Source organism: Ruegeria sp. BHSA118 (assembly GCF_059613405.1).
Map to the genome: position 1 here is coordinate 80,399 of NZ_JBXWSM010000007.1, position 25,292 is coordinate 105,690.

Genomic DNA, 25,292 nt, shown 5'->3' on the forward strand with positions numbered 1-25,292 from the left:
CACAGGTCGCGATTTATTCGATGAGTGCCGAGATGACTTCCGAACAGGCCGTTCGTGACGCCGTACAGATGCACTCAAGACGCGTCTGGCGGTTTGCTCTGGCGTTGTCGGGGGCATCAGATGTGGCGGACGATCTGGTGCAGGCCACATGCCTGCGTGCGCTCGAGCGGCATCATCAGGTAACGTCGCATGATCGTCTGGACAGTTGGCTGATGACGATCTGCCGGTCAATCTGGTTGAACGAAGTGCGGTCTCGTTCCGTCCGGCGGGCACAGGCGCTGTCCGTGACCCCGGAAGCGGAACTGGTCGCAACTTTGCCGGATTCAGAAACGAATATATTTGCGGCTGAAGTGTTTACTCAAGTGATGCAGCTGCCAGAAGCGCAGCGGGAAACGGTCATGCTTGTGTTCGTCGAAGGGTACAGCTACCGCGAAACCGCTGCATTGCTGGACGTTCCCATCGGCACAATCATGAGCCGGCTATCGAATGCCCGGCGGAAACTGAAAACCGTGATGCAGTTTGAGGCGGCAGACGCCGCGCGACGGAGTGGCAAATGACGTTTTCCGACGAGACGCTGTTGGCGTATCTGGAAGGCACGCTGGATGAGGCTCAGAGCCGCGCCATCGAGGCCGCGGTTGAGGATGATGTCGAGCTTGAACGCCGCCTGATGGCGCTGGATCCGTTCGCGCCTGTCGTTCAGGACGTTTTTGAGAAACTGCCCACCAAAGCGCCGAAGGTTGATGTACCGGAACCCGCGACGCAAAACACCAATGGCGGGTTTCTGCGCCTTCTGGCCGTGGCCGCAGGCGTCGGGGTGGCAGCCGTTGCCCTGACATTCTGGGCGACGCGTCCGGCGAAACTGGGCTGGGCGCAGCAAGCGGCGATCTATCAATCGCTTTATGTGCCCGAGACGATTGTCTCGCTGGACAGTTCCGAGGCATCTCTGGACAAGCAGTTCGCGATGGCCGAGGCAGCACTTGGCAGGTCTCTGAACCGTGAAGCGCTGGACTCCCTGCCAGGGTTGGAGTTGAAGCGAGCGCAGGTTCTTTCGTTCAAAGGAAAGCCCTTGATTCAGGTGGTTTTCGCCGATGAGCAGGGTCAACCTTTTGCTTTCTGTGTTATCCGTCAGGGGCCGAACGCCCCGAAGGCAGAGGTCAAACAGGCCGTTCTGAGTGGTTTGGCAACAGCGACCTGGGCGCAGGATGGTTATGGTTACATGCTGCTGGGCAGCTCTCCGCAGACCGATTTGAGCAGCGAACTGGATGTTTTGACCCGAACCTTTGCGGGCTGACGGAATACCCCTTGTGAACCAGCGGGAATGCCCGAAGAATGCGGGGTATGACGTCGAAGAAACCCTTGCCCCTTCCTGAAGACGAGGCCGAAGATCTTGGCCCCGCCAGCATCTATGACGGCGATCCGTCCGAAGAGGACGACCTGTGGTTCTTGCCACCGGATGAAGTCGAGGAAGACGAGGGTTTCTTCCTGCCCGGGCGGCGACGCGAACAGCGCCTGCTGTTCGATCCGCGCGATTGGCGGGCTGCGCAGTCCGACCTTTCTGCGGAACTTGCGGATCTGGCCCTGACTTTTGGCGCGCTGGATGAGCGGTTGCGAGGGGGCCCTGAAGGCTGGACGCACCGTTTGGCATTGATGGAGACATCCGATCTGGGGTGGTGGACCGGAGACCGGATCAGCGTGGATCGATTGGCTTTGTGGACCGGTTTGCGGATCGGCGCGACTCATGATGACGTGCAGGCCCTGTTTCGGGCCGGATGGGCCGTACGACGCCTGAGTTCGGGCGCGCCGCCTGCTGCCGGCGGTTGGGAACGGGGGCTGACCGCGTTTCTTGACCGACTGGCTCAGGGGGCCGACGCGACCCCGGAATCCATCATTGATCTGGCCGAGGTCATGCAAAATTCCGAAGGGTTGCATCCTGTGACGCAGTCGGCAATTGCGTTTCACGCGTGGCGGGCGGTGTCACAAGGCATCGGACAGGACACGGAAGCAGCCGTCATAGCCGCGCGGCATGCGGCCTCCATGGGGCGTGGCGGTGCGCAGTTCATGCCCTTGGCCTTGTCCGGGCCGCGCGCGCTGCGCGGCTCGGGGGATCCGTCGGAAAAACTGAGCGCATGGATCGGTGGCGCAGGGCAGGCTGCCCTTGCGGCGTTGTTGCACCTGGACCGGATCAGCGCGTGGGAGGCGAAAGCCAAAGACGTCACGCAGGATCTGAGCGGTCGCACCCCGCCGCGCCTGATCCATGCATTGACGGCCTGGCCCATGGTATCCGCGCCTTTGGCCGAAGACCTGACCAAGGCTTCTCGCGCGGCGGTACAACGCAATTTCGACCTGTTCGCGCAGCGGGGTCTGGTTCGCGAAGTCACCGGGCAGGGGCGTTACCGCGTCTGGACGGCGGCGCTGTAATCCATCAGCCAATCGCGAAACGTACGCGCTGCCGGGCGCAGCGCCGTGCGGGAGGGATAGACCAGATGATAGGCTTCCTGCCCCGGACATGAGATGTCCGGCAGGCAGGGGACCAAACCGGACAGCTTCATAATGCGATCTGACGCGGGCGCGCGCGCCAAGGCAATGCCGCACCCGCTGGCGCAGAGCTCGGCCGCCATCACGGAATTGTCGGCAAAAAAATACCGTGCCTGGCCCGCTGGCAGCCGCTGGTGTTCGAACCAATGCGGCCAGCTTGCCCGATGGGTCGAAACTTCGATCAAGGTGAAGTCGAACAAGTCCCTTGCCGTCTCGATCCGGGCAGCAATCTCGGGTGGCGCGATGGGATAGAGATGTTCGCGCATCAACTCGTCACTTTCCGAGCCGAACAGCGCCGGGTTTCCGAACACGATCTGAAGGTCAGTGAACCGATTGGCAAAATCCGACACGACATTGCCGGTCGAAAGCGAAAGGTTGATCTGAGGATGCGCCGCCTGAAATCCGGGAACACCCCCGGCCAGAATGCCATGCGCAAACAGCAGCACGGACTGCACGTAAAGCCTTTGCTCGCGGGTTTCACCGAACAGACCGGCGGTTGCCGTTTCCAGCATGAGCAAGGATTGCTGCACCGACGGCAGATAGGCGCGCCCCGTTTCGGTCAAAGTGACCGCATGCGCGTGACGGTGAAACAAGGGTGTGCCAAGCCTTGTCTCCAGCGCCTTGACCTGCTGGCTGACGGCGGCAGGCGTCATGTTCAACTGGGTCGCGGCGCGGGCAAAGCTTTCGGTTCTGGCCGCAGCCTCGAATACGCGCAGCCAGTTGAGGGAAGGGACGCGGGTGTTCATTCCGACAGGCTAAGCAAAACTTAGCCTGACCGGCAAGACAATTAGGTCTGAGCTTTTGATCCCCGGCCTTAGGCTTGTGATCAGTGAACAGATGAAATGAGCCTTCTATGTCAGACCCCGCCCTGCCGCCACGAGCCAAGCGCAAGATCTGGAATTACACGCCTCAGCTGCCGATTCAGACCGCGCCCTATTGGGATTGGCCAATGAAACCTCTGGCCGCGTTGAAATACCTGCTGCAAAGCTGGAATCCGCTTGCATTGCGGGCGTTGCTGCTGGTCTTTGCGGTCATCACCTGGACCTATCTGACGCCCTCTTTAAGCAGGATCGAGACCTTCGGCTGGGATTGGGTTGCGGAAATCTGGTTCCGCAATTTCTGTATCCTGATGGTGGTCGCAGGCGGCTTGCACCTGGCCCTTTGGAGGTTCCGCACGCAGCAGGACGAATACCGCTATGACATGCGCCCGATGATGAAGGGCGCCAAGGTGTTCACCTTCAAAAATCAGGTCTGGGACAACATGTTCTGGACCTTGGGCCCGGCGTTGACGTTCTGGACGTTCTGGGAATGTCTGATCCTGTATTCCTATGCCAATGGCTGGGTCACGATGGTCACATTAGACGGCAACCCGTTCTGGTTCATCGCCGTAACCGTCTTTGTGCCGATCTGGGCCGGGTTCCATTTCTACTGGCTGCACAGGCTGCTGCACGTGGGTATGCTTTATACAAAAGTCCACGCTTGGCATCACCGCAACATCAATACCGGCCCCTGGTCGGGACTTGCGATGCATCCCGTCGAAAGTTTCTTTCTGATGTTCGATACGATGATCTTCTTCCTGCTGCCGTCCCATCCGATCCACGCCATTTTCCTGCTGTTCCATCACGGCATCGGCGCTCCGACCTCTCATGCCGGTTTCGAGCATGTGAAGTTCGGCAACAAGGCCAAGTTTCAGGTCGGGGATTTCTTTCACCAGCTGCATCATCGGTTTTTTGACTGCAACTACGGCACCTGGGAAACCCCTTGGGATGAATGGTTCAACACGTTCCACGACGGCACCGATGAAGGCAATGAAATGGTCAAGGAACGCCGCCGCAAGATCTGGGCCACCGAATAGCCCGTGAAGGCAGATCCCTGCCGGACCCAAGCGGGTCCCGTGGGCGCGTTTGATCCAACCGGCGGTGCGCGTTCAGCGTCCAACGCCGACATAGGTTTCAAAGCCGGATTTCAGCGCCTGCGACTTTGAATAGATATTGCGCAGATCCACCATTCGGGCAGAGTTCATGGAACCGGCTAGCTCGGTCAGGTTCAACGCGCGGAACTCGTTCCACTCTGTCAGCAACACCACTACGTCAGCCCCTTGAACTGCTGCATAGGGGTCGTCGCACCATTCGACCCCGGGCAATAGCGCATCGCCTTCCGATTTGCCCTGCGGATCGACGACGCGCACTTTGGCTCCTCCGCCGATCAAAGCGGGAATGATGGACAGTGATGGCGCGTCGCGCATGTCGTCCGTGTTGGGTTTGAAAGTGACACCCAGAACCGCCACCGTCTTGCCGTTAAGGCGGTCGTCGCAGGCGTCGCGGATTTTCTCGATCATCCGTTTCTTGACCTCGTCATTCACCCGAATGACGGTTTCCGTGATCTGCATCGGATATGCATGATCCTGCCCGATCCGCGCCAGCGCGGCGGTATCCTTGGGAAAACAAGATCCACCATAGCCCGGCCCCGCGTGCAGGAACTTGTTGCCAATTCGTCCGTCCAGACCGATGCCGCGTGAAACTTCCTTGACATCCGCACCGACCTTTTCACACAGGCCCGCTATTTCGTTGATGAAAGTGATCTTGGTCGCCAGAAACGCGTTGGCGGCGTATTTGATCATCTCGGCGCTTTCCAGATCGGTGGTCAGGATCGGGAAGTCTCGCAGATAAAGCGGACGGTAAATCTCGGCCATCACTTCGGCGGCGCGATCGCTTTCCACACCGACCACGACGCGATCGGGGCGCATGAAGTCATCGATTGCAGCACCTTCGCGCAGAAATTCAGGGTTCGAGGCCACGTCGAATTCGGCTGTGGGGTTGGCGGCCGCAACGACCTCCTGAACTTTTCTGTTTGTTCCCACCGGCACAGTCGATTTGGTGACAATGACCGTGTATCCGGTAACCGCTTGGGCGATTTCTTCTGCCGCGGCCATCACATAGGTCAAATCGGCGTGGCCGTCCCCTCGTCGGGTCGGAGTTCCGACCGCGATGAAAACCGCATCGGCGCCATCAACTGCTGTTTTCAGATCGGTTGAAAAACTCAGGCGACCGGCAGCAACGTTTTTTGCCATCAGCACATCCAGGCCCGGTTCATAGATCGGCACTTCTCCGGCCTTGAGCATGTCGATCTTTTGCTCAGCCTTGTCGACGCAAATCACGTCATGACCAAAGTCCGAAAAGCACACACCGGACACTAAGCCAACATAACCGGTGCCGATCATCGCAATACGCATCTAAAAATCCTTCTTACCAATTACCACGGACGGCGTGGGCACAATCAAAGAAACTGACGCCGGTTTCAATGGCCGTCAGCCGTTGCGTGATGCATCCCATAGATTCTTGCGGATATTGAGGCAATAAGAACGCAGACGGTGCAAAGCCCTTCGAGCCCGCGATCATGTCCGCTTTGTTCAGCGGAGCCGAGGATCAGGAAGAACCGGTTGGTGTCGAAATTCGGTTGAACAGATGGTGTTGTTGATGGCTGGAATAGCCCCTGCCTTAAGTATTGATGAGGCGCGGGGGTTATCGCGCGTTCTCGCCACCAACAAGCTGGCTGGCAATGGAAAATAGGGGCCGCGTGACATGCTCCGGCAAATGACCGGTCGATCAGCTGTCCATTTCAGCGGCGGCTTGCAACAGCCAGTTCTGAAACAGCCGGACCGGTGGCGAAACGGGTTTTTCCTTGAGACGCATGAAATAGGTCCAGGGGCTGTTCAGATCGAACCGGAAAGGCTCGATCAGCAGCCCCCGCTCGACATAGGACCGGGCCAGCGACCGGGGCAGGGCGACGCATCCCAGTGACTTGGCGGCCATTTCCATCGCCAGATTCGAGACATTCGTCCGCAACCCGCCCTTCTGGCTCAGATCGGACAATCCGAAATGCCGCGCCGCGTGCTCCCAATAGGAGGGGCGGCCCAGGATGTGGATCAGCGGTGCATTCTGCAATTGCTTGGGGTCGGTCAGTGGCGCGCCATCGACCAGAAAGTCGGGCGCACAGACCAGTGCCAGCTTTTCGATCCACAAACGTTGGGCGTCGGGCGACACATCGTCGACATGATTGATCGTCAGCGAGATGTCCGAAACATTTGGTTCGACATCAGCCCAGACAGTGCCATGAACCGTCAGATCAATATCGGGATGCACCGCGTTGAAACCACGGATCACATCCGGCAACCAGTTCTCGGCCAGACTGACCGGGCAAGATACCACAACTTTGCGGGTATGCGACCGCACGATGACCGATTGCGTGGCAGCATTGATTTCCTGGAGGGCATGGCGCACTGACGGCAGATAGGCCTCGCCCACATCTGTCAGCGACAGCGACCGGGGATGGCGCACGAACAGGGGGCGCTGCAAAAACTCTTCCAACGAGCGGACATGATTGCTGACGGCAGATTGGGTGCAGTTCAACTCTTCGGCAGCAGCGGTAAAGCTCAGGTGCCGTGCCGCCGCCTCGAACGAGCGCAGAAAGGTCAGGTGTGGAAGATTCATCATGACGGACGTTTCTCAGGCAAGGCACATCGCAAAGAATTAATAAGCCCAGGGCTTGCTGTCTTGCCCAGGAGCGACTCACGCGTATGGTTCTGCCTCGAAATGTGATCTGGTCCTAGTCACAAATAATCCGGGGCCATTGCCCCATGATTGTTTTCGTGCCGCTATGCGCAAATTCACATAGGTTTATTCTTGTAACCGGAATCCGAAAGAAAAACCTCGACTGGACACCGTGACAGATACCTTTCAGACCGTTGCAGATTTTGCGCTGGGGCGTGCAGCGCAGGATTTTCCCGACACCGCACGCAAGTCAGCGGCGTTGATGCTGCTGGATACGCTGGGGATCACCATAGGGTCGGGGCCGATGCAGGCCGGACGGATTGCGCGCGAGAGTGCGGCAGCGCTGTTTGGCGCGGGCGACCCGGGGCTGAGTGCGCGCATGCTTTTCGACGGTCGTCGCGTCAGCGTCGCGGGCGCGGCCTATGCGGCAGCCACGCAGACCGACAATCTAGACGGCCATGATGGATACAATCCGACCAAAGGCCACATCGGGGTTGTCGTTGTTCCCGCACTGGCGGCACTGGCTGAAACCGTTCAAGACTTTTCAGGCCCCGAAGCGCTGGCGGCGGTGATCGTTGGATACGAGGTCGCGGGGCGCGCGGGCATTTCTTTGCACGACACTGTCAGCGATTACCACACATCCGGAGCTTGGAACGCACTTGGCGTGGTGGCTGTGGCGGCGCGCTTGCGCGGTTTGACGGCCGAACAGATGCGGCAGGCCATGGGGATCGCTGAATATCACGGCCCGCGCAGCCAGATGATGCGCGAGATCGCCAATCCCACCATGCTGCATGACGGTTCGGGCTGGGGCGCGTTGGTTGGCATTTCTTCTGCGGTTTTGGCCGAGAAAGGCTTTACCGGGGCACCGGCCATCACCATCGAAGCGGCAGACGTTGCCCCCCATTGGCAAGATCTGGGTGATTTCTGGCAAATGGAGCATCAATATGTCAAACCCTACCCGATCTGCCGCTGGGCCCACGCGGCAATTGATGCCACCCGGGCGCTCATGCGTGAAAACGACCTGACTCACCGGGATATTGCCACGATTCATGTAAACACGTTCCGGGAAAGCGCCTGCCTCTTTCAGGGTATGCCGGATGATACGTCCAAGGCGCAGTATTCGCTGCCATTTGCCGTCGCGACAATGGTTGCGCATGGCCGGATCGGGGTCGAAAACATCACCGGTGCGGGCTTGGCCGACCGGCTGGTCGCCTCGATCGTCGAGCGTATCTCGGTTGCAGAGGCCGCACGACATTCCGACCGTTTCCCCGAAAGCCGGTTCGCCGATGTCAGCATCACCCTGACCGACGGGCGGATACTCGAGTCGGGCGACGTACATGCACGCGGCGGACCCGAGGCACCAATGGATGAGGCAGAAGTGATCGACAAATTCATGGAATTTGCGACACCATCACTGGGTGCATCCCGTGCTGCCGCCATTCGTGACGCGGTTCTGGGGCTGGGCGCGCCAGGTTCGAAATTCTCAGACCTTGGCGCGTTGATCTTCGCCCCCGCCGACCAGACGTAAAATCTGCCGAAACTGCCGTACAAACGCATTCCGACCGGCACATCCGCACCCTTGATCCTGATGACGGCGCGGCGACGGTCTTGCCGCCCGCTGCACAGGTTGAACGGAACGCCAAGGCGCTGTTTGATGCCGCCTACAGGATGTCACGCCTTGAAACAGGGGTTCGAAAACCGATGCTGTGCGACTGACTGCACCGGGAAATCTGGGCGAAGAACACGTCGCGGTACGCACCTGAAGCCGACAACAAGCCTGGCTGATCCAAGACGTGTTCGAGGTGAGCTTGCTCTTTTTACACTATCGCCTTGCGCCCTGATCCGGTCAAAGAAGGTCGAACAATCTCCCTGGCAGCGCGTCGTGACGCGGCAGGTTCAGCGCCCGCATAAGGCAGAACATCATCGCCTGATTTGAAGTAACCACCGGCTTGCCCAGCGTTGCTTCAATCCGGTCGATCGCCTCGACCGAACGCATGTCGGTGCAGCTGAGAATTATGGCCTGTGCCTGCGGGTGATCGGCCTGACAGGCCAGTTCATAGACGTCGTCCGGGGTCAGCTCTCCCTGACCGTAATTGCCCAGCTTTCGGCCCACATCGGCGCATCGAATGGTCTCGATTCCGTTCTGGGCCATGAAATTCATTGCCTGTACGTTTATTTCGCCCAGATAGGGTGAGGAAAAGCCGACCTTTGTGGCCCCCAGTGCCTTGATTGCGGCGATCAGTGATCCGGCCGCGGTCAGCGACAGCGCACCGGATTCCGATTTGATCTGTTGCGCCAATTCAGCGTCGAAAGACGGCCCATGGGTCAGGGTGGCCGAGGTGCAGCCGTACAGCACCACATCGGGCCGCACCCCTGAAATCATCCGCAGATCGTGGCTGATATCCGAAGCGCCCAAACCTGCCATTTGATCCGAACCGGGAATTTCATCCACGTCATAGCCGCCCATGCGCTGGAAATGGATGGTGGTGTTTGGCGGTCGCAGCATCTCCATATCCGGTTCCAGATTGGTGTTGGTGAAGGGCACCAGAACACCGATCTTGGCGGCTGTGCGGGTCTCGGTCATGTAAGCGCTCCTTTCAAGATGTCGCGGGCCTTGTTCATCACCTCGGGCGCACAGATCGTGACGCGCAAACAGTCCGACAAACCATAGCCGCCCATGCCGCGCATCATCAGGCCTTTCTCCCGCAGGGCCGTGTCGGCGCGCTGTGCCTGCGCGGTCGAGGCAAAGCGGATCAGCACGAAATTGGTGTGGCTTTCCGACACGCTCAGGCCCAGTTCGCGGCATTCCTGCGCAAACCGGCCCCGAATTTCGGCTGTCCGTGCGACCACGTTGCGCATATGGGCCTGATCGCGCATCGCCGCCGCCGCCGCTGCCTGCGAGGCAATCGAGATGTTGTTGGGATTCAAAAGCTTGCGGACCTCGCCCGAGATTTCGCTTGGGAAACAGCCCCAACCGGCCCGCGCCCCCGCCAGCCCGTAGGCCTTGGAACATGTACGCGTGATTACGGTGTCGCCCTGATCCACCAGCGCAAAGATTTGTGCGGGATCGTTCGTGGCATCGGCAAATTCCGCATAGGCCTGGTCCACCACCAGCAGTGTATCGCCGGGCAGATCCGATCGCAGGCGGACAATTTCGTCATTCGGGATCAGCGTGCCGGTGGGGTTGCCCGGATTGCAGACGAACACGATGCGGGTGGCAGGTGTGACAGTGGCCAGAAGCGCGTCCACCGATACGGTCAAATCGACCTCGGGCGCTGCCACATATTCGGCCCGCGCCTGCGCTGTGGCCGAGGCGACAAAGGCATAGCCATATTGTGTGCCCAGCACCTGATCGCCCGGCCCGGCAAAGGCGCGGATCAGACAGCCAATCAGTTCCATTGAGCCTGCGCCACACAAAATGCGTGCCGGGTCGAGCCCGTGCACCTCGGCAATGGCCGAGCGCATTTCGGCCCATTCCGGATCAGGATAAAGGGCCAGATCCGCCAACGCTGCCTGCCCGGCCGCAACGGCGGCGGGGCTTGCGGGAAAGGCGCTTTCGTTCTGCGCCAGTGAAATCGTGCCTGCGCCGTTCGGATCAGCCAGCGCATAAGCGTCCATGGCGCCAACGTAAGGAACCGGTCGGATCATGCGTTACCCCCGTAAATCCTGGCGCCTTGCGCACTTACCAACCCGCGTTTGATGTCCAGCGCCAGCGCATCCGGGTCGCGTTCGGCGGGGTCGCCAAAGCCGCCACCCCCCGGTGTATCGAAGATCAGGTAATCACCTTGTTCCACCCGCAATTCTCCTTTGCCCGGAATATCGTTTGCACCGTCCCTGAAACGGATGCGACCGGGCGCGCCGGGTTTGCCGCCCATACGGCCAAGCGCCGGGTATTTCAGCCGTTCGACCGACAGGAACACGATAAAGGGCGCACCGTTGGACGAGGTCATCTCGATCCGCTGCCCCAGCCCGCCGCGATACTTGCCCGCGCCGCCGGAATCTGGGCGCAGTTCGCGCCGCCAGATCGTTACGGGTGCGACGCTTTCGGTGATCTCGACCTGACTGCCGAACACGCCGGACGGATAGGCTGTGGCCGACAGACCATCAGCATGAGGCCGCGCGCCGGTTCCGCCATTGTGCACGGGTTCCACCGCGAATTCGCGACCCCCATCACGAGCCACTTCGGGGGCATGGCGCATGGGCAGGTCGAACATGCAACTTGCGCCTTCGGCCGGGACTGCATCGGGCAGGGCCTGATGCAGGCAGCCCAGAACCAGATCGGGCGTGACCTGACCCAGGGTATGCCGCATCGCAACCGGCACCGGGCGCTGCGCGTTCAGGATGCAGCCCTTTGGCCCGTCAACGGTAAACGGCTCCAGCGATCCCGCATTGTTGGGAATGTCCGCGCCGACAATGCAGCGCAAGGCAAACACCGTGTAGGCTGTGGCATAGTTCCGCGGCACGTTGATACCCTTGCGCGAACAGCCCGAGGTGCCCGAGAAATCCACATGCATGCCGTCCTTCCTTATGGTCAGGGTGGCGTGCAGTTCCAGCTCATTCTCATAGCCGTCCATCTTCAGAACATTCTTGTAGACACCTTCGGGCACGTCGGCGATGGCCTCCAGCGTGCCGCGGCGCGACGTGTCTATGATATATGAGCCGAGCGCCTCCAGATCGTCGAGGCCAAATTCCTCCATCATCGACAGCAGCCTTGCAACCCCGGCTTCGCAGCAGGCGATCAGTGCATAGATGTCGCCATCATTGGCGATGGGTTCGCGGCTGTTGGCGCGGATGATGTCCAGCAGCAAAGCGTTGGGAATGCCCTCTTCAACCAGCTTGCAGGGCGGGATCAGCAGGCCCTCGTCATAGATGTCGGAACCTTCGGGGCCCATGCCCAACCCACCCAGATCAACAAGATGCGAGGTGCAGGAGGTAAAGCCCACCACCTTACCATCCTTGAATGCGGGCATCATCAGCAGAAAATCGTTCAGGTGCCCCGAGGCCAGCCATGGGTCGTTCGTCATGTAGATGTCGCCCGGCTTCATGGTCTGAACCGGGAAAGCCCGGCGCAGGTGCTGCACCGCCTCGGCCATGGTGTTGATGTGCCCCGGCGTGCCGGTCACGGCCTGCGCCAGCATCCGGCCATCGGCGTCAAATATCCCGGCAGAGATGTCACCGCATTCGCGTACGATCGGGCTGAAGGCGGCGCGGATCAGGGTTTGGCCCTGTTCTTCGACCACGGCCAGCAGGCGATTCCACATCACCTGCAATCGGGCAGGCGAAAGATCGTGTGAAAGATCGGCCGACATCATGCGCCTCCTTTCTGGTCCTGCACGAGGACGAGGTTTCCCATGGCATCCACATGCGCCGAGAAGTCGGCGGATACGAACGTGGTTGTCTGCGGCTCGGTGATCAATGCGGGACCGTGAAGGTGGTCGCCGGGCTTCAGATCCGCTCGGGCAACGAAGGCCGCTGGCTTCGATACTCCGTCCACGTCACAGGTGATCGGACGGGTTTCCGGCGCCGAAATCGTCTTCAACCGGGGCGTTTTAGGAACCGCCGGCGCGACGCTGTCACAGGTCGCGACACGCACCGCCCAATTGAGAATCTCGATCTGCATTCCTGGTACCGGGCGCGAGAATTGCTTGCGGTATTCCTGTTCGAATGCAGCGGTCAGCGGCACGATATCTTCGGCGGTCAGGGGGCGGTCGGGAAGGGTGATCTCGATCTCGTGCCCTTGTCCGTTGTAGCGCATGAAGGCAGTGCGCAGCGTCTGGGTCGGGACATCGCCGGCCCCTTGGAAGACGACCTCTCTTGCCTCGGAAATCATGGCTTGGAACAGCGTGTTGATCCCGTTCAGGTCCATGCTGCCCAGCAACGAATAACGCGAGCGGACGATCTCGAAAGACACCGGAGCGAACAGGAAACCGACGGCCGATCCGACACCGGGATCGGGCGGGATCACGATGCGGCTGACCCCGGCGGATCGCGCGACCCGGCTGGCGTGCAATGGCCCGTTGCCCCCAAACGCTATCATTGTTCGTGGGCCAAGGTCCTTGCCGGATTCCACCGCGTGCATCCGACCCGCGCTGGCCATGCTTTCGTCGACGATACGGCTGACGCCATCGGCGGCGCCTACGGCATCCAGATCCAGCTTTGACCCGATCACCCGGCTCAGCGCCCGTTTCGAAGCTTCGGGATCAAGCTGAATATGCCCCTCGGCAAACGTGTCCGGTACGATATATCCCAGTGCAATATCGCTGTCTGTTACCGTGGGTTCGGTTCCACCGCGCATGAAGGCGACGGGGCCGGGCTCGGATCCCGCTGATTTTGGCCCTACGGTCAGCCGTCCCAACCGGTCAACCCCGGCAATAGAACCGCCTCCGGCGCCGATCTCGATCATTTCGATGACCGGTATACGTACCGGCATTCCGGACCCTTTGATAAACCGTGCGGCGCGGGCAATCTCGAACTGGCGCGAGGTCTGGGGACGGGCGTTGTCGATCAGGCACAGTTTGGCGGTGGTGCCGCCGACGTCAAAGGACAATACCTGATCCAGACCGGCGCGGGCGGCGACGCGGGCGGCCAGAATTGCACCACCGGCAGGGCCGGATTCCACCAGCCGGATCGGAAACCGCGCGGCGGTTCGCATGGTGCACATTCCACCACCCGCTGTCATCATCAGGATCGGACAGGTGACGCCCCGGGCCTCGAATTGTCGGACAAACCGGGCCAGATACGTTGCCATCAGAGGCTGGATATAGGCGTTGGCGACTGTCGTGCACAGCCTGTCGAATTCGCGCGCTTCGGGGCTGACATCCGACGAAATCGAGACGGTCAGATCGGGGCGCCTGTCCGCCAGCGTATCGCGCAGCCTGCGCTCGTGCTCGGGGTTTGCATATGCGTGCATCAGGCAGATGGCGATGGCTTCCGCTCCGCTGGCGTCGATATCCTTCAACAATGCGTCGATGGCTGTGTCTTCCAGCGGAATCAATACTTTGCCATCCGCCGAAACGCGCTCGCGGACCGTCAGCGCGCGCTCACGCGGCACCAGCAGATCAGGTTTCTCCAGATTGATGTCGTATTGCGAGTAGCGCCGCTCATAGGCGATTTCCAGAATGTCCCTGAACCCTTCGGTGGTCACGGTTGCCACGACCGCGCCGCGTTTTTCGATCAGCGCGTTGGTGGCCAGCGTGGTGCCGTGAATGAAACCGGTGACTTCGCTCAGACGGTGCCCTGTCTGTTGCATCACGCGCGCGGCACCTTGCATGGCTCCGTCGGCGGGGTTGTGATGCGTGGTCAGGGTTTTGGTCGAGGCAAGTATCGTCTCTTCGCCAGAGACAAGAACCGTATCCGTGAACGTACCGCCAATATCGATGGCCAGGCGCAGCGCTTGAGTTGTCATGAGGTTATCCGAAAAATCCGTAGTCACAGCGTGATGCGTAAGGGCCAGAGGCCCTGAGATCAGGCTGGGATCACAAGGTCACAGCCGGTGGCACGGCGGTCCATAGGATTTGGAAAACAACTCTTCATAAGCAGGTATTCTTGTTCACACCAGCATGCCGCAACAAGCCGGAAAGCGACACAAAAGCCCGCAAACGACAAAATTCGTCACGCCTGGCCGAATGCGGGGCTTGCGGGTGAGGTTCTTGAACCCGCGCAAATCACTTGCGATCGTCTGTTTTGTGTGACCCAGCCGATGCTGCGACCGTATTCGTGATGGAGGATGCCCCGGCGGCGCAGCCGTGTGGTGCGCAAGGGTGATCCGCTGCAAGACCCGTGCGAACCACATGCGGTCACACTGAGATAGGCGAGAGAAAGATCAGCAAGCGACAGCAGGGCAAACTCTGCCTCATGAACGGCCGCGATTGGTCGGGAAAGGATGGTTTTTGGGGCAGCCATGCGACTGCCCCGTTGCCGATCAGACCTGTTGAGCGGGTGAATCGTCATCGATGAGATCAGGTTCGTCAGGAACGATGATGCGATGCTCGAGATCCTCTTTGGGGGCGAACATCGGGTAGACGTAGAGGAACGCGCCGATGATCAGATAGCCGATGGTTATCTCGTCGAACTGAGGCATCTGTAGCGTGTAGGAATGGATGATGCCGATCGAAGACATCAGCCCACCTGCGACAGCAAACGCGCCGGCCATCCGGAAGCGCCCGTCAATCACGTCGGCCACGATGGCACCCCAGACCAGACCGGTGATGATCGCCCCCTGGCTCAGGGCAAGGTGCCCCTCGTAATGCGCCCCTTCCATCAGAAGGGCCGAGGTCAGGTCAGGATCTCCCAAGGATGGCAACCCTTCGATACCGCTGCTGCGCAGGGCGTTCATCAACGATCCCCATTTGACCATCAGGAAGGCCGAGATATGGGGCAGGATCGCAAAGGATACCGCAGCCATGTGCATCGGTTTTACAGCCCAGGCCGTGTTGGTGATCAGGCTGACTGAGACAAAGACCAGTACCGGTGCAGCTGCGGCGATCGGGATCAGTCCCGCAAGGAAGGACAGGAAGCCCAGAAAGGCGGCGGCGGCAATGACAACGGCCACACCGACAATATACCCCGCATGGGCATCCAGCCGTTTATAGGCCGGATGGCCGATGTAAACGGTTGTCGGGAATGGCGAACCAAACAGAGCGCCCAGCATCGTGCCCGCGCCGTCCGTCACCTGGCAGAGCCCGACAGGGTAATGGTCGCCTGCCGCTTCGGCGGATTCCACGTTGTTCATCGTTTCGATGAAGTTATAGATCTGCACGGGGATCAGCACCAGGAACAGCTCTGGGTTAGCGAACAGGTATTGCACACCGGCGATCAGGTCACCGAAATACGGGATTGGCGGGTAGAACCCGATGCCGCTGACATCAATTTTGGACTCGCCAAGCAGAAGGGCGATCACGGTACCAGCAGCTATCGCGACAAGGCCGGCTGGAACATTGCCCGGCAGGCGGAAACGGCCGATCAAACCCCAGAGGATGAACAGCAGCGACGTAAAGCCGATGATTGGGTTCTCGAACACTTCGGCCAGCGGCACAGAGCCGATGAAGACCAGGGCAATACCGCACAGCGTCCCCAGCATACCGGCGCGTGGCGTGATCCGCTTGAGATACGGTCCAACCACGGCACCCAGAGCCGCAACGATCCCGCCCATGAATCCGGCGCCGATGCCCACTTGCCAGGCAAGCATTGGGTCATTTGTCGCCCAATAGATGGGTCCGATCACCCCGAACAGGTAGACGAACATAACCGGGGTCGAGATGCCGTAGGGCAACGCGGTTACGTCTTTGCCCTGGGCGTTCGCCGCCCATTTGGCGAGGTAAGTGTAGACAGCGACACCGGCCAAAATCGCGATGGCGGCGCCGGGAACGATGCGGCCAAAGACGATGTCCGCAGGCATTTGAAACACGAACTGGCAGACCCCGGACAGGATCAGCAGGTTGACAAGGTTGTCGGTAAACAGCGCCCAGAAAGCGCTGAAATCGCTGCGGGTAAACAGCTTGTATTCATAGGTCCTCCCGTCCATGACGGTCTCCTCCTCTGATGTGACCGGTTCGGCCCGACGGGTGTCAGGCCGATCTCCCTTTCCGGTCGTGATGGTGGCCCCGCAGGGGCGCCTGGTTTGCCCCGGTCAGGGCGGTCGCGGCAGTTTCAGAGGTCAATTCAGCCATCACTTCGGCCGCCACGAAGGCGGCGATGACGCTGGGCCGCTTGTCGCGGCTACCGCTGGCCCCGATGGGGCATTTCAAATGTTCGATGGACTGTCCGTCACAGTGTTTCTGCGCCCAGTTCCTGAGCTTTATCCGCTTTGTGGCGGAACCGATCATCCCAACGTAAGCGGCGTCCTGACGTTCCAGTGCTGCGGAAGTCAGCAGGAAATCCAGCCCGTGATCATGGGTCAGGATGATAAAGGCACTGCCCGCGGGCGCTCCCCAGATATCAGTTTCCGGGATTGCGCTGACCCGGGTTTCGACATTTGCCTTGCACTGGTCAATCTCTTCGGGTCGCGTGTCGACAAGGATGCAGCGCACCGGCAGATGTTGAAACTGATTGGCCAAGGCACGCCCCACGTGGCCCGCCCCCATGACATAGACATGAGGCAAAGCATCTTCGTTCCGGGCCGCGCGTTCCGTCGCGGCCCATTTGTCGGACGCACGCATGCGGGACAGGTTCAGTTCGACCCGGCCGCCGCAGCATTGCCCGATCTCGGGGCCAAGTGGCACGTCCAGATCCTGATGCAATGCACCGTCACGCAGCATGTCCCGCGCGGCGTTGATTGCGAGGAATTCCAACTGCCCACCGCCTATGGTTCCCCACAACGCCCCGGGCGCGACGAACATTTCTGTCCCCTCATTGCGCGGCGAAGACCCACGTACACGCGTCAACGCAACGCGGATCACGCAATGCTGCGCGGACAGAAATTCGCTCAGGGAACTCGGGACAGCCATGGCTCAGGACCCTGCTTGCAGCCGCGCGACTGCCATCAGCACACGTTCGGGCGTGGCCGGCGCGTCAAGGCGGGGGCATTCCCGGTAATCAGCGACCGAGGCCACGGCCATCGAAAGGGCCTCGAACACCGAAATTCCCAGCATGAACGGCGGTTCGCCAACGGCCTTGGAGCGTTTGATGGTCAGCTCGCGGTTTTCCGACCAATCGGCAAGGTTCACGTTGAAGATGCGCGGGCGGTCTGACGCCAGCGGGATCTTGTATGTCGACGGGGCATGGGTACGCAGGCGACCGGCATCGTCCCACCAAAGCTCTTCAGTGGTCAGCCATCCCATACCTTGAATGAAAGCGCCTTCGACCTGACCTTTGTCCAGCACAGGGTTCAGCGAACGTCCGACGTCGTGCAGCAGATCGGTGCGATCCACGCGGTATTCACCGGTCAGAGTGTCAATCGTGACTTCTGAACAGGACGCCCCATAGGCGAAGTAATAGAACGGGCGGCCTTGTCCTTTGGCCCGGTCCCAGTGGATTTTTGGCGTCTTGTAGAACCCGGCCGCCGACAGTTGCACGCGCGCCAGATAGGCCTGTTTGATGAATGCATCGAAGGCCAGAACGTCTTGGCCGATATGCACCTGATTGGCGTGGAAGGACACTTCCTCTGGCGAGACGCTCCAGGTCTCGGATGCGAACTTCACCAGACGTTCCTTGATCTGTTCGACCGCGTTCAACGCCGCCATTCCATTCAGGTCGGTCCCGCTGGATGCCGCAGTGGCCGAGGTGTTGGGAACTTTTTCAGTCGTCGTCTTGGTGATCTTGATCCGGTTGAAATCGACCTGGAAGGCCTCGGCCACGACCTGAGCAACCTTGGTGTTCAGACCCTGGCCCATTTCGGTGCCACCGTGGTTCAGGTGGATCGACCCGTCATTATAGACATGCACCAGCGCACCGGCCTGATTATACCAGGTCGCAGTAAAGGAAATGCCGAACTTGACCGGTGTCAGCGCGATGCCTTTTTTCAGAACCGGCGATGTCCTGTTGAACGCGATGATGTCCTGACGGCGCTTGCGGTATTCCGAGGTCTCTTCCAACTCTCCGACCAGCCGGTCGAGAATGCAGTCTTCGACCACTTGGTGATACGGGGTCACGTTGCGGTCCGTGGTGCCATAGAAATTGGCCTTGCGCACATCCAACGGATCCTGCCCCGTGGCATAGGCGATTTCTTCGATCATCCGTTCCGCCGCGATCACGCCCTGCGGGCCGCCAAACCCACGAAACGCAGTATTCGATACGGTGTTGGTTTTCATAGGGTGGCTGTTCAGACGCACATTCGGATAGAAATAGGCGTTGTCCGCGTGGAAAAGCGCCCGGTCGGTCACGGGGCCGGACAGGTCTGCCGAAAAGCCACAGCGCGCGGCGAAGCTGCCTTCGACCGCCTGAATGCGGCCCTCGTCGTCAAAGGCGACATCATAGTCGATCACGAAATCATGGCGTTTTCCGGTTGCGGTCATGTCCTGATCCCGGTCGGGGCGGATTTTGACAGCGCGGTTCCACTTTTTTGCAGCCATGGCCGCCACTGCGCAGAACAGGTTCATCTGGCTTTCCTTGCCGCCAAATCCCCCACCCATGCGGCGGACGTTGACCACGACCGCATTGGACGGCACCCCAAGGACATGCGCCACCATGTGCTGCGCCTCGGACGGGTGCTGGGTCGAGCAATGCACCACCACATCGTCGTCTTCGCCGGGAATCGCAAAGGCGATGTGACCTTCGAGGTACATGTGATCCTGACCGCCTACGCTCATGCGGCCTTTGATCCGGTTGGGCGCGGCCGCCTGAGCCGGTGCGATGTCTCCCCGCTCCAGCTTGAGAGGCGCTGTGACATGCGGGTATCCTGCTTTCTGCGCGGCGACCGGGTCCAGCGCGTGGGGCAGGGTTTCGTAGTCGATCTTTGCCCGTTCAGCGGCGCGGCGCGCGATGTCGCGGGTCTCGGCAATCACGGCAAACAACGGCTGGCCGTGGAATTGTATGGCGTCGGTCGGGAAAACCGGTTCGTCGTTCAGGTGGGTCGGGCTGATATCATTGGCCCCCGGCACGTCATCAGCGGTCAGCACACCGACCACGCCGGGCGTTGCCAGAACGTCGCTGAAATCGATACCCAGAAGCTTGGCGTGCGCGACGTCTGAAACGCCGAGATACGCGTGCAGCGCGCCTTGTGGCAGCGCAATGTCATCCGTGTAGTCGGCCTGCCCCGTGACATGCTTGACCGCACTGTCATGGTTTACATTGGTGTGAGCCGATCCAATGATGGAAACGTTGTCTTTCATGTTGTCGTCTCCTGATCAGGCACAAGTCAGTTGAACGGGGGTGTCGGTTTCGCGGTCGTTTTCAAGGAAGAATCGGCGCAGCAGGTTTTGGGCGGTCAGCATCCGGTAGTCAGACGATGCACGCCAATCGGTCAGAGGTGAGAAATCCTGTGCCAGCGCCTCGGCGGCGGCTTCAAAGCTTTCGCGCGCCCAGGGTTGACCAGCCAGTGCCGCCTCGGCGGCCGATGCACGTTTGGGCGTGGCAGCCATGCCGCCGAATGCGATGCGTGCGTCGCTGATGGTGCCGTCTGTGATCGTCATGTGGACACCCGCAGCGACGGAAGATATGTCCTCGTCACGCCGCTTGGAAATCTTGTAGGCAGCGTCCAGATCATTTGGCCCGGGCAGAGGCACGCGGACGCTTTCGACAAATTCATCGGGTTGGCGGTCTTGCTTGCCATAGTCGATGAAGAAATCCGCCAGAGGCAGCGTCCGGCTTTCGGAACCGCGCCGCAGCGTGATCTCAGCACCAAGCGCAATAAGAACCGGCGGCGTATCCCCGATGGGGGAGCCGTTGGCGATGTTTCCACCGACGGTTCCCATATTCCGCACCTGCCACCCTGCGATGCGATCCCAGTAGGAGGACAGGTGTGGCAGGTGTTCAGACAGAAGGTCCTGGCAATCGGTGTAGCTGGCGCCAGCACCGATCAGGAGGAGGGAACCCTGTCTTTCAACCGTTTTCAGGTGTTCGAGATGACCCGTGAAGATGGCAGGCCCGATGTTGCGCAGGAATTTGGTGACCCAAAGACCCACGTCCGTGGCCCCCGCCACGATTGTGGCCTTGGGATAGGTCTGCAGACACTCGGCCAGATCATCAACGCTGGACGGGAGAATGCTCAGATTGTCTTCGGGCCCAGTCACAACGCGCCGTCCGTCCTTCAGGGCGGCCAGTCGGGCGGTCATGGATTCGCGTTCAGTGTTCAGGTGGTCCGCCGCCGGGGTGCCATAGCGGCTGACAGCAATGGCCGCCCGGATGATTGGCTCATACCCTGTGCAGCGGCACAGATTGCCCTGCAATGCGGTTTCAACCTGCGCTTCGGTCGGTTCCGGAGTTTGCATCCAAAGCGCATAGAGGGCCATGACGAAGCCCGGTGTGCAGAACCCGCACTGGCTGCCATGGTGATCGACCATGGCTTGTTGAACCGGGTGCAGCCGGCCCTGAGGCCCGGACAAATGTTCAACCGTCACGACATGACAGCCGTCGACAGAGGCAAGAAACCGGATACAGGCATTGACCGGAGCATAGTGCAGGCCCGTGCGCCCAAGCCGTCCGACAAGCACGGTACACGCGCCGCAGTCGCCTTCGGCGCAGCCTTCTTTCGTTCCTGTCAGCCGGCGCTCCAGGCGCAGGAAATCAAGAAGTGTCTGGCCTGCCGACACGTCTGGGACGGAGACATCCTTGCCATTGAGGACAAATTGGATGTGGGTGCGATGCGTCATGGAATTCTCCCTCTGCCCCTGCCTTCCGGAGGGTGGTCAGTGGAACCATAGGAGCAAAGATTGAGGTGGAAAATCGCTGCAAACGGCAAATACTTTCAACAGATCGTTGAAAAAGAAGGGGCCATGCCGCATTCTTTCACTGCTGGGAGGTTCCAATGTCTTACATCGAAAGTCTGCGTGTTTTTGTCCGAGTGATGGAGCTGGGCAGCATCACCTCTGGCGGGCGAGATCTTCGGTTGACCCCGGCGGTGGCCAGCAAACGGTTGAAAGAGCTTGAAAACCATCTGGGTGTGCGGCTGTTCAACCGAACCACCCGATCAATGACACCAACCGAAGTGGGGACGGTTTTCTACGATGAAGCCAAGGCGGTCCTGCTGGCGCTTGATCACGCCGAAGCGCGTGTCGCCAGCTTTTCCGACGCGCCTCGGGGGGCGATCCGCATCACCGCGCCTTTGGGTGTCGGGCGCAGAATCGTTGCGCCTCTGGTGCCGGAATTCTCGGATCGCTACCCGGAAACAGAGATTCGCATGCGCCTGTCCGATCGCAAGGTGGACATTCTGGCCGACGGTCTGGATATCGCCTTTTTCATTGGAGAGCCCGGCGATTCAACCATGAAACTGCGGAAGTTCGCGGATTGTGATCGTGTTCTGTGTGCCTCGCCCGATTACCTGTCGCGGTTTGGGACGCCCAAGACACCGGATGATTTGTTGCACATGCCTCATAACTGCCTGTTGCTGCGTTATCCAAGGTCTCCGGAATACTATTGGACTCTCCGCACTGACATGGGGCCGCGAAAGCTTGAAGTTGGCGGCAAATACGACGCGGATGATGGTGATGTTCTGACCGACTGGGCCTTGGCCGGCAGGGGGATCGTCAACAAGCCGCGCTTTGACGTGCGGGAATTTCTCGAGGATGGACGGCTGGTCGAGGTCTTGCCCGAGACGCCCCCCTTGCCTACGATTTTCGGGTGTCTTTATCCGCACAAAAAGCTGCAAGATCCCAAGGTGCGCCTGTTTGTCGAACACATCGCGCAGCACAGCAAACGCTTTTTCGCGTAAAGAAAACCGGGCATCACGACCCGGTTCGCTGTCATCGTTTTGCGCGCAGGAGTCTATTGGTCTCTGACTTCGCGCACCCATGCGATGATGGTTTGGCGTGCCTCTTCATCCATTTGCACTGCCGATGGTGGCGGCATTGCGTGGCTGATCCCGGCTTGCAGATAGATCTGGTCAGCATGTCGGGCGACATCACCGGGTGTCTCAAGATAAACTTTCTTCGGGGCCCATTTCATGGTGCCGTACACCGGCTCGCGGGCGTGGCACATCGAACAATTGCCCAAGACCGTGTCATAGGCGTCTTCGAAGCCCGCGGCGGACGCATATTTCTGCTCGTATGGCGTCAGCTCGCGCGCTTCGGCGTCTTCCCATGTCTCAGTGTTTCTCACCGAAGACAGCCAGGCGATCACGACCATTAGCAGAACCGTCACGCCCCAGGTCCAGTGCGGACCTTTACCAGTTGCGTGCATCGTGTTGAAATAGTGACGGATGGTGACGCCCGTCAGAAAGATCAGGCTGGCGATGATCCAGGAATACTCGGTGCCGAAAGCAAGCGGATAGTGGTTCGACAACATCAGGAACACGACCGGCAAAGTCAGGTAGTTGTTATGCGTGGATCGTACCTTGGCGATCTTGCCGTATTTGGCATCAGGCGTCCGACCGGCCTTGAGGTCTTCGACCACGATCCGTTGGTTCGGCATGATCTGAAAGAACACGTTGGCCGTCATGATCGTCGCAGTGAAAGCGCCAAGATGCAAAAGCGCCGCACGACCGGTGAAGATCTGGTTGTAGCCCCAGGACATGATCACCAGGATCACGAACAACAGCAGCATCAGAACGGTCGGGTGTTCGCTCAGTTTCGATTTGCACATCTGATCGTACAGCAGCCAACCAATGGTCAGTGATCCGCCGGAAATCAGAATCCCCTGCCACAGCGCCAGGTCCACTTTGGTCGGATCAAGCAGGAACAACTCGCCACCGACCCAGTATATGATCATGAGCAACGCCGCCCCTGACAGCCAGGTCGTGTAACTCTGCCATTTGTGCCAGGTCAGGTGTTCGGGCATGCGCGAGGGCGCAACCAGGTATTTGACGGTGTGGTAGAAACCGCCGCCATGTACTTCCCATTCTTCACCGTAGGCCCCGTCCGGCAGGGCTGGGTTCGGCTTAAGCATGAGGTCCAGCGCGATAAAGTAGAATGACGCCCCAATCCACGCCATCGCGGTGATCACATGCAGCCAGCGGACGGAAAAGGCGATCCACTCCCACATTACGGCCAAGTCATACATGGCTTTGCTCCTAAGATTCTTTGCTTCCGGTTACTCTATGCGAGTGTGTTTTGTTCTGGTATTGCTGGTAAAGACCAAGCAGTATCAAAAAATGCAAAAAAATGTCCTACCTTGATAACATCAGAACCTTTGTCCGAGTCTATGAATTGGGCAGCATGTCCGCCGCGGGCCGTGATCTGAGGGTTTCGCCAGCCGTCACGTCGGCGCGTATATCGCAATTGGAAGAGCATCTTGGCGTGCGTTTGTTCCAACGCACGACACGCAGCCTGACGCCCACCGAGCAGGGAAAATCTTTCTATCGCGGCGCGGCAGAGATCCTTGAAGCAGTCGAAAGTGCCGAAGCCCAGATCGTCAATCTGACCGAGAACCTGAAAGGGTCACTCTATGTCGCGGCGCCCTTGGGGGTCGGGCGCCGGTTGATTGCGCCGCAGGTCCCGAAGTTTCTTGCCGAGTACCCCGAGGTGAACGTCCGGCTAAGGCTTACCGACCGGAAGGTCGATCTGACAACCGAAGGTCTGGACCTGGCATTTTTTCTTGGTCAGCCAGAGGACAGCAACCTGCGTATTCGCAAGATCGCGGATGTTGAAAGAGTGCTTTGTGCATCTCCGAAATACATCAAAAAACGCGGGATGCCCGAAAGCGGGGACGCGTTGATCGCTGATGAGCACGAATGTCTCAATTTGCGGTTCCCGGGCGCGACCGAGTTTCAATGGCTTTTGAGGACCGATGCGGGACCAAAACGGTTCCGGGTTTCCGGGCGCTACGAGTCAGACGATGGCGACGTGCTGACAGACTGGGCGCTTGGCGGACACGGCATCGCGTTGAAACCGATTTTTGAGATCGCTCAGCATCTCAGGGCCGGGACATTGGTTCCGGTGGCGGAAAAGACGCCGCCAGAACCGATTCAGATGGCATGTCTGTTTACGCACCGCCGTATGCAGGACCCCAAAACGCGGCTTTTCATGGAATTCATAATCGAACGCATCGGGTCGTCGATTGCGGCGGCAAATACGGCCCGGTAGGTCGCTCAGCTGCCGCGATAGGTCGAGTATCCGAAGGGCGAAAGCAGCAAAGGCACGTGGTAATGCGAATGTTCGGACATTCCAAACCGGATCGGGATGACGTTCAAAAAGCGCGGGTTTTCAGGAGGTGTGCCGCAGGCATCAAGGTAATCTCCGGCATGGAAGACAAGTTCGTAGTCACCTGTTGAAAACTCTGTTTCGGGCAGAATTTGTTCGTCGGTCCTGCCGTCGTCATTGGTGACCAGAGTTTTCAGCAACTGGCGCTCTGCACCTTCAATGCGGAACAGTTCGATCTTCAATCCTTCGGCGGGGCACCCCCGCGCCGTATCCAGAACATGTGTTGTAAGGTAACCGGTCATTTGCGCTACTCCTCAAGTTATACAGTTACTAGTCTGTTTTCGCATCCAGGAGCAAAGGCAGTCTGTGGGAAGCTGCTTTCAGTATTTTTTGAAAAACATCATTGATTATCTGGGGTATTGATCAACTCAAGAAGAAGGAAACCGATGTGAAGCCTTATCCACGAGACATGACCGGTTACGGCGGGCAAGTTCCCAAAGCAAACTGGCCGAACGAAGCCAAAATCGCAATTCAGATC

20 protein-coding genes are annotated in these 25,292 nt (G+C 59.5%); 7 read left to right on the forward strand and 13 right to left on the reverse strand.

What is annotated here, in order from left to right:
- Positions 1-32: 32 nt before the first annotated feature.
- Genes AC2FNN_RS04095 through AC2FNN_RS04105 form a run of 3 tightly spaced genes read left to right on the forward strand, consistent with a single transcriptional unit; the run spans position 33 to position 2,418 of the window.
- Positions 33-557, forward strand: coding sequence for an RNA polymerase sigma factor (locus AC2FNN_RS04095; protein WP_496756797.1), 525 nt, complete (start codon positions 33-35; stop codon positions 555-557).
- Positions 554-1,291: a hypothetical protein gene (locus tag AC2FNN_RS04100; RefSeq protein WP_496756799.1), complete on the forward strand. Its 738-nt coding sequence runs from the start codon at positions 554-556 to the stop codon at positions 1,289-1,291. The genes AC2FNN_RS04095 and AC2FNN_RS04100 overlap by 4 nt, the downstream gene beginning before the upstream one ends.
- A gap of 47 nt (positions 1,292-1,338) precedes the next feature.
- Positions 1,339-2,418 (forward strand): helix-turn-helix domain-containing protein, encoded by a 1,080-nt coding sequence (locus AC2FNN_RS04105; RefSeq protein WP_496756800.1) that lies wholly within the window; start codon positions 1,339-1,341, stop codon positions 2,416-2,418.
- Here the strand turns inward: AC2FNN_RS04105 and AC2FNN_RS04110 are convergent.
- On the reverse strand, positions 2,391-3,281 hold the full coding sequence (locus AC2FNN_RS04110) for a LysR substrate-binding domain-containing protein (RefSeq protein WP_496756802.1): 891 nt from the start codon (positions 3,279-3,281) through the stop codon (positions 2,391-2,393). The genes AC2FNN_RS04105 and AC2FNN_RS04110 overlap by 28 nt on opposite strands.
- 107 nt (positions 3,282-3,388) lie before the next feature.
- On the opposite strand from AC2FNN_RS04110, the gene AC2FNN_RS04115 reads away from it, so the two are divergent.
- The gene (locus AC2FNN_RS04115; RefSeq protein WP_496756803.1) at positions 3,389-4,390 is read left to right on the forward strand and encodes a sterol desaturase family protein; all 1,002 of its coding nucleotides are present in this window, start codon (positions 3,389-3,391) and stop codon (positions 4,388-4,390) included.
- Positions 4,391-4,462: 72 nt separating this feature from the next.
- Here AC2FNN_RS04115 and AC2FNN_RS04120 read toward each other — a convergent pair whose 3' ends face one another.
- Both AC2FNN_RS04120 and AC2FNN_RS04125 read right to left on the reverse strand, forming a co-directional pair.
- Positions 4,463-5,767, reverse strand: a complete 1,305-nt coding sequence (locus AC2FNN_RS04120; RefSeq protein WP_496756805.1) for a UDP-glucose dehydrogenase family protein — start codon at positions 5,765-5,767, stop codon at positions 4,463-4,465.
- Positions 5,768-6,140: 373 nt separating this feature from the next.
- On the reverse strand, positions 6,141-7,028 hold the full coding sequence (locus AC2FNN_RS04125) for a LysR substrate-binding domain-containing protein (RefSeq protein ID WP_496756806.1): 888 nt from the start codon (positions 7,026-7,028) through the stop codon (positions 6,141-6,143).
- A 229-nt stretch (positions 7,029-7,257) separates the two neighbouring features.
- On the opposite strand from AC2FNN_RS04125, the gene AC2FNN_RS04130 reads away from it, so the two are divergent.
- Positions 7,258-8,613 carry an MmgE/PrpD family protein gene (locus AC2FNN_RS04130; RefSeq protein WP_496756807.1) on the forward strand — a complete coding sequence of 452 codons (1,356 nt, stop codon included), beginning with the start codon at positions 7,258-7,260 and terminating at the stop codon, positions 8,611-8,613.
- Positions 8,614-8,931: 318 nt separating this feature from the next.
- Here AC2FNN_RS04130 and AC2FNN_RS04135 read toward each other — a convergent pair whose 3' ends face one another.
- The 8 genes from AC2FNN_RS04135 to xdhA all read right to left on the reverse strand — a co-directional run bounded on the left by AC2FNN_RS04135 (position 8,932) and on the right by xdhA (position 21,331).
- Positions 8,932-9,669, reverse strand: a complete 738-nt coding sequence (locus tag AC2FNN_RS04135; protein ID WP_496756808.1) for a maleate cis-trans isomerase family protein — start codon at positions 9,667-9,669, stop codon at positions 8,932-8,934.
- Positions 9,666-10,733 carry a pyridoxal phosphate-dependent aminotransferase gene (locus tag AC2FNN_RS04140; protein WP_496756810.1) on the reverse strand — a complete coding sequence of 356 codons (1,068 nt, stop codon included), beginning with the start codon at positions 10,731-10,733 and terminating at the stop codon, positions 9,666-9,668. Before AC2FNN_RS04140 ends, AC2FNN_RS04135 begins: the two co-directional genes overlap by 4 nt.
- Positions 10,730-12,394: a hydantoinase B/oxoprolinase family protein gene (locus AC2FNN_RS04145; RefSeq protein WP_496756811.1), complete on the reverse strand. Its 1,665-nt coding sequence runs from the start codon at positions 12,392-12,394 to the stop codon at positions 10,730-10,732. The genes AC2FNN_RS04140 and AC2FNN_RS04145 overlap by 4 nt, the downstream gene beginning before the upstream one ends.
- Entirely contained in the window at positions 12,394-14,490 is a 2,097-nt protein-coding gene (locus AC2FNN_RS04150; protein WP_496756812.1) for a hydantoinase/oxoprolinase family protein, read from the reverse strand. The genes AC2FNN_RS04145 and AC2FNN_RS04150 overlap by 1 nt, the downstream gene beginning before the upstream one ends.
- 516 nt (positions 14,491-15,006) lie before the next feature.
- The gene (locus AC2FNN_RS04155) at positions 15,007-16,608 is read right to left on the reverse strand and encodes a xanthine/uracil/vitamin C permease (protein ID WP_496756814.1); all 1,602 of its coding nucleotides are present in this window, start codon (positions 16,606-16,608) and stop codon (positions 15,007-15,009) included.
- A 43-nt stretch (positions 16,609-16,651) separates the two neighbouring features.
- The gene (gene xdhC / locus AC2FNN_RS04160) at positions 16,652-17,530 is read right to left on the reverse strand and encodes a xanthine dehydrogenase accessory protein XdhC (protein WP_496756815.1); all 879 of its coding nucleotides are present in this window, start codon (positions 17,528-17,530) and stop codon (positions 16,652-16,654) included.
- Between the two features lie 3 nt (positions 17,531-17,533).
- On the reverse strand, positions 17,534-19,852 hold the full coding sequence (xdhB, locus tag AC2FNN_RS04165) for a xanthine dehydrogenase molybdopterin binding subunit (protein ID WP_496756817.1): 2,319 nt from the start codon (positions 19,850-19,852) through the stop codon (positions 17,534-17,536).
- 15 nt (positions 19,853-19,867) lie between these two features.
- Positions 19,868-21,331, reverse strand: coding sequence for a xanthine dehydrogenase small subunit (xdhA, locus tag AC2FNN_RS04170; RefSeq protein ID WP_496756818.1), 1,464 nt, complete (start codon positions 21,329-21,331; stop codon positions 19,868-19,870).
- A gap of 155 nt (positions 21,332-21,486) precedes the next feature.
- Between xdhA and AC2FNN_RS04175 the strand changes: the two genes are divergently transcribed.
- Positions 21,487-22,389, forward strand: coding sequence for a LysR family transcriptional regulator (locus tag AC2FNN_RS04175; protein WP_152460540.1), 903 nt, complete (start codon positions 21,487-21,489; stop codon positions 22,387-22,389).
- Positions 22,390-22,442: 53 nt separating this feature from the next.
- Here AC2FNN_RS04175 and AC2FNN_RS04180 read toward each other — a convergent pair whose 3' ends face one another.
- The gene (locus tag AC2FNN_RS04180; protein ID WP_496756820.1) at positions 22,443-23,675 is read right to left on the reverse strand and encodes a urate hydroxylase PuuD; all 1,233 of its coding nucleotides are present in this window, start codon (positions 23,673-23,675) and stop codon (positions 22,443-22,445) included.
- A 101-nt stretch (positions 23,676-23,776) separates the two neighbouring features.
- Here AC2FNN_RS04180 and AC2FNN_RS04185 point away from each other — a divergent pair, with 101 nt between their 5' ends.
- Positions 23,777-24,697, forward strand: coding sequence for a LysR family transcriptional regulator (locus AC2FNN_RS04185; protein ID WP_496756822.1), 921 nt, complete (start codon positions 23,777-23,779; stop codon positions 24,695-24,697).
- 5 nt (positions 24,698-24,702) lie between these two features.
- Here AC2FNN_RS04185 and uraH read toward each other — a convergent pair whose 3' ends face one another.
- On the reverse strand, positions 24,703-25,056 hold the full coding sequence (gene uraH / locus AC2FNN_RS04190; RefSeq protein ID WP_496756823.1) for a hydroxyisourate hydrolase: 354 nt from the start codon (positions 25,054-25,056) through the stop codon (positions 24,703-24,705).
- Positions 25,057-25,292: the final 236 nt, after the last annotated feature.

Coding starts and splice junctions, on each gene's coding strand:
- AC2FNN_RS04155 (WP_496756814.1), bottom strand. CDS start 16,608: ATGGACGGGAGGACCTATGAATACAAGCTGTTTACCCGCAGCGATTTC.
- xdhC (WP_496756815.1), bottom strand. CDS start 17,530: ATGGCTGTCCCGAGTTCCCTGAGCGAATTTCTGTCCGCGCAGCATTGC.
- AC2FNN_RS04125 (WP_496756806.1), bottom strand. CDS start 7,028: ATGATGAATCTTCCACACCTGACCTTTCTGCGCTCGTTCGAGGCGGCG.
- AC2FNN_RS04145 (WP_496756811.1), bottom strand. CDS start 12,394: ATGTCGGCCGATCTTTCACACGATCTTTCGCCTGCCCGATTGCAGGTG.
- AC2FNN_RS04150 (WP_496756812.1), bottom strand. CDS start 14,490: ATGACAACTCAAGCGCTGCGCCTGGCCATCGATATTGGCGGTACGTTC.
- xdhB (WP_496756817.1), bottom strand. CDS start 19,852: ATGAAAGACAACGTTTCCATCATTGGATCGGCTCACACCAATGTAAAC.
- AC2FNN_RS04105 (WP_496756800.1), top strand. CDS start 1,339: ATGACGTCGAAGAAACCCTTGCCCCTTCCTGAAGACGAGGCCGAAGAT.
- AC2FNN_RS04180 (WP_496756820.1), bottom strand. CDS start 23,675: ATGTATGACTTGGCCGTAATGTGGGAGTGGATCGCCTTTTCCGTCCGC.
- xdhA (WP_496756818.1), bottom strand. CDS start 21,331: ATGACGCATCGCACCCACATCCAATTTGTCCTCAATGGCAAGGATGTC.
- AC2FNN_RS04110 (WP_496756802.1), bottom strand. CDS start 3,281: ATGAACACCCGCGTCCCTTCCCTCAACTGGCTGCGCGTATTCGAGGCT.
- AC2FNN_RS04175 (WP_152460540.1), top strand. CDS start 21,487: ATGTCTTACATCGAAAGTCTGCGTGTTTTTGTCCGAGTGATGGAGCTG.
- AC2FNN_RS04135 (WP_496756808.1), bottom strand. CDS start 9,669: ATGACCGAGACCCGCACAGCCGCCAAGATCGGTGTTCTGGTGCCCTTC.
- uraH (WP_496756823.1), bottom strand. CDS start 25,056: ATGACCGGTTACCTTACAACACATGTTCTGGATACGGCGCGGGGGTGC.
- AC2FNN_RS04120 (WP_496756805.1), bottom strand. CDS start 5,767: ATGCGTATTGCGATGATCGGCACCGGTTATGTTGGCTTAGTGTCCGGT.
- AC2FNN_RS04100 (WP_496756799.1), top strand. CDS start 554: ATGACGTTTTCCGACGAGACGCTGTTGGCGTATCTGGAAGGCACGCTG.
- AC2FNN_RS04185 (WP_496756822.1), top strand. CDS start 23,777: ATGTCCTACCTTGATAACATCAGAACCTTTGTCCGAGTCTATGAATTG.
- AC2FNN_RS04140 (WP_496756810.1), bottom strand. CDS start 10,733: ATGATCCGACCGGTTCCTTACGTTGGCGCCATGGACGCTTATGCGCTG.
- AC2FNN_RS04115 (WP_496756803.1), top strand. CDS start 3,389: ATGTCAGACCCCGCCCTGCCGCCACGAGCCAAGCGCAAGATCTGGAAT.
- AC2FNN_RS04095 (WP_496756797.1), top strand. CDS start 33: ATGACTTCCGAACAGGCCGTTCGTGACGCCGTACAGATGCACTCAAGA.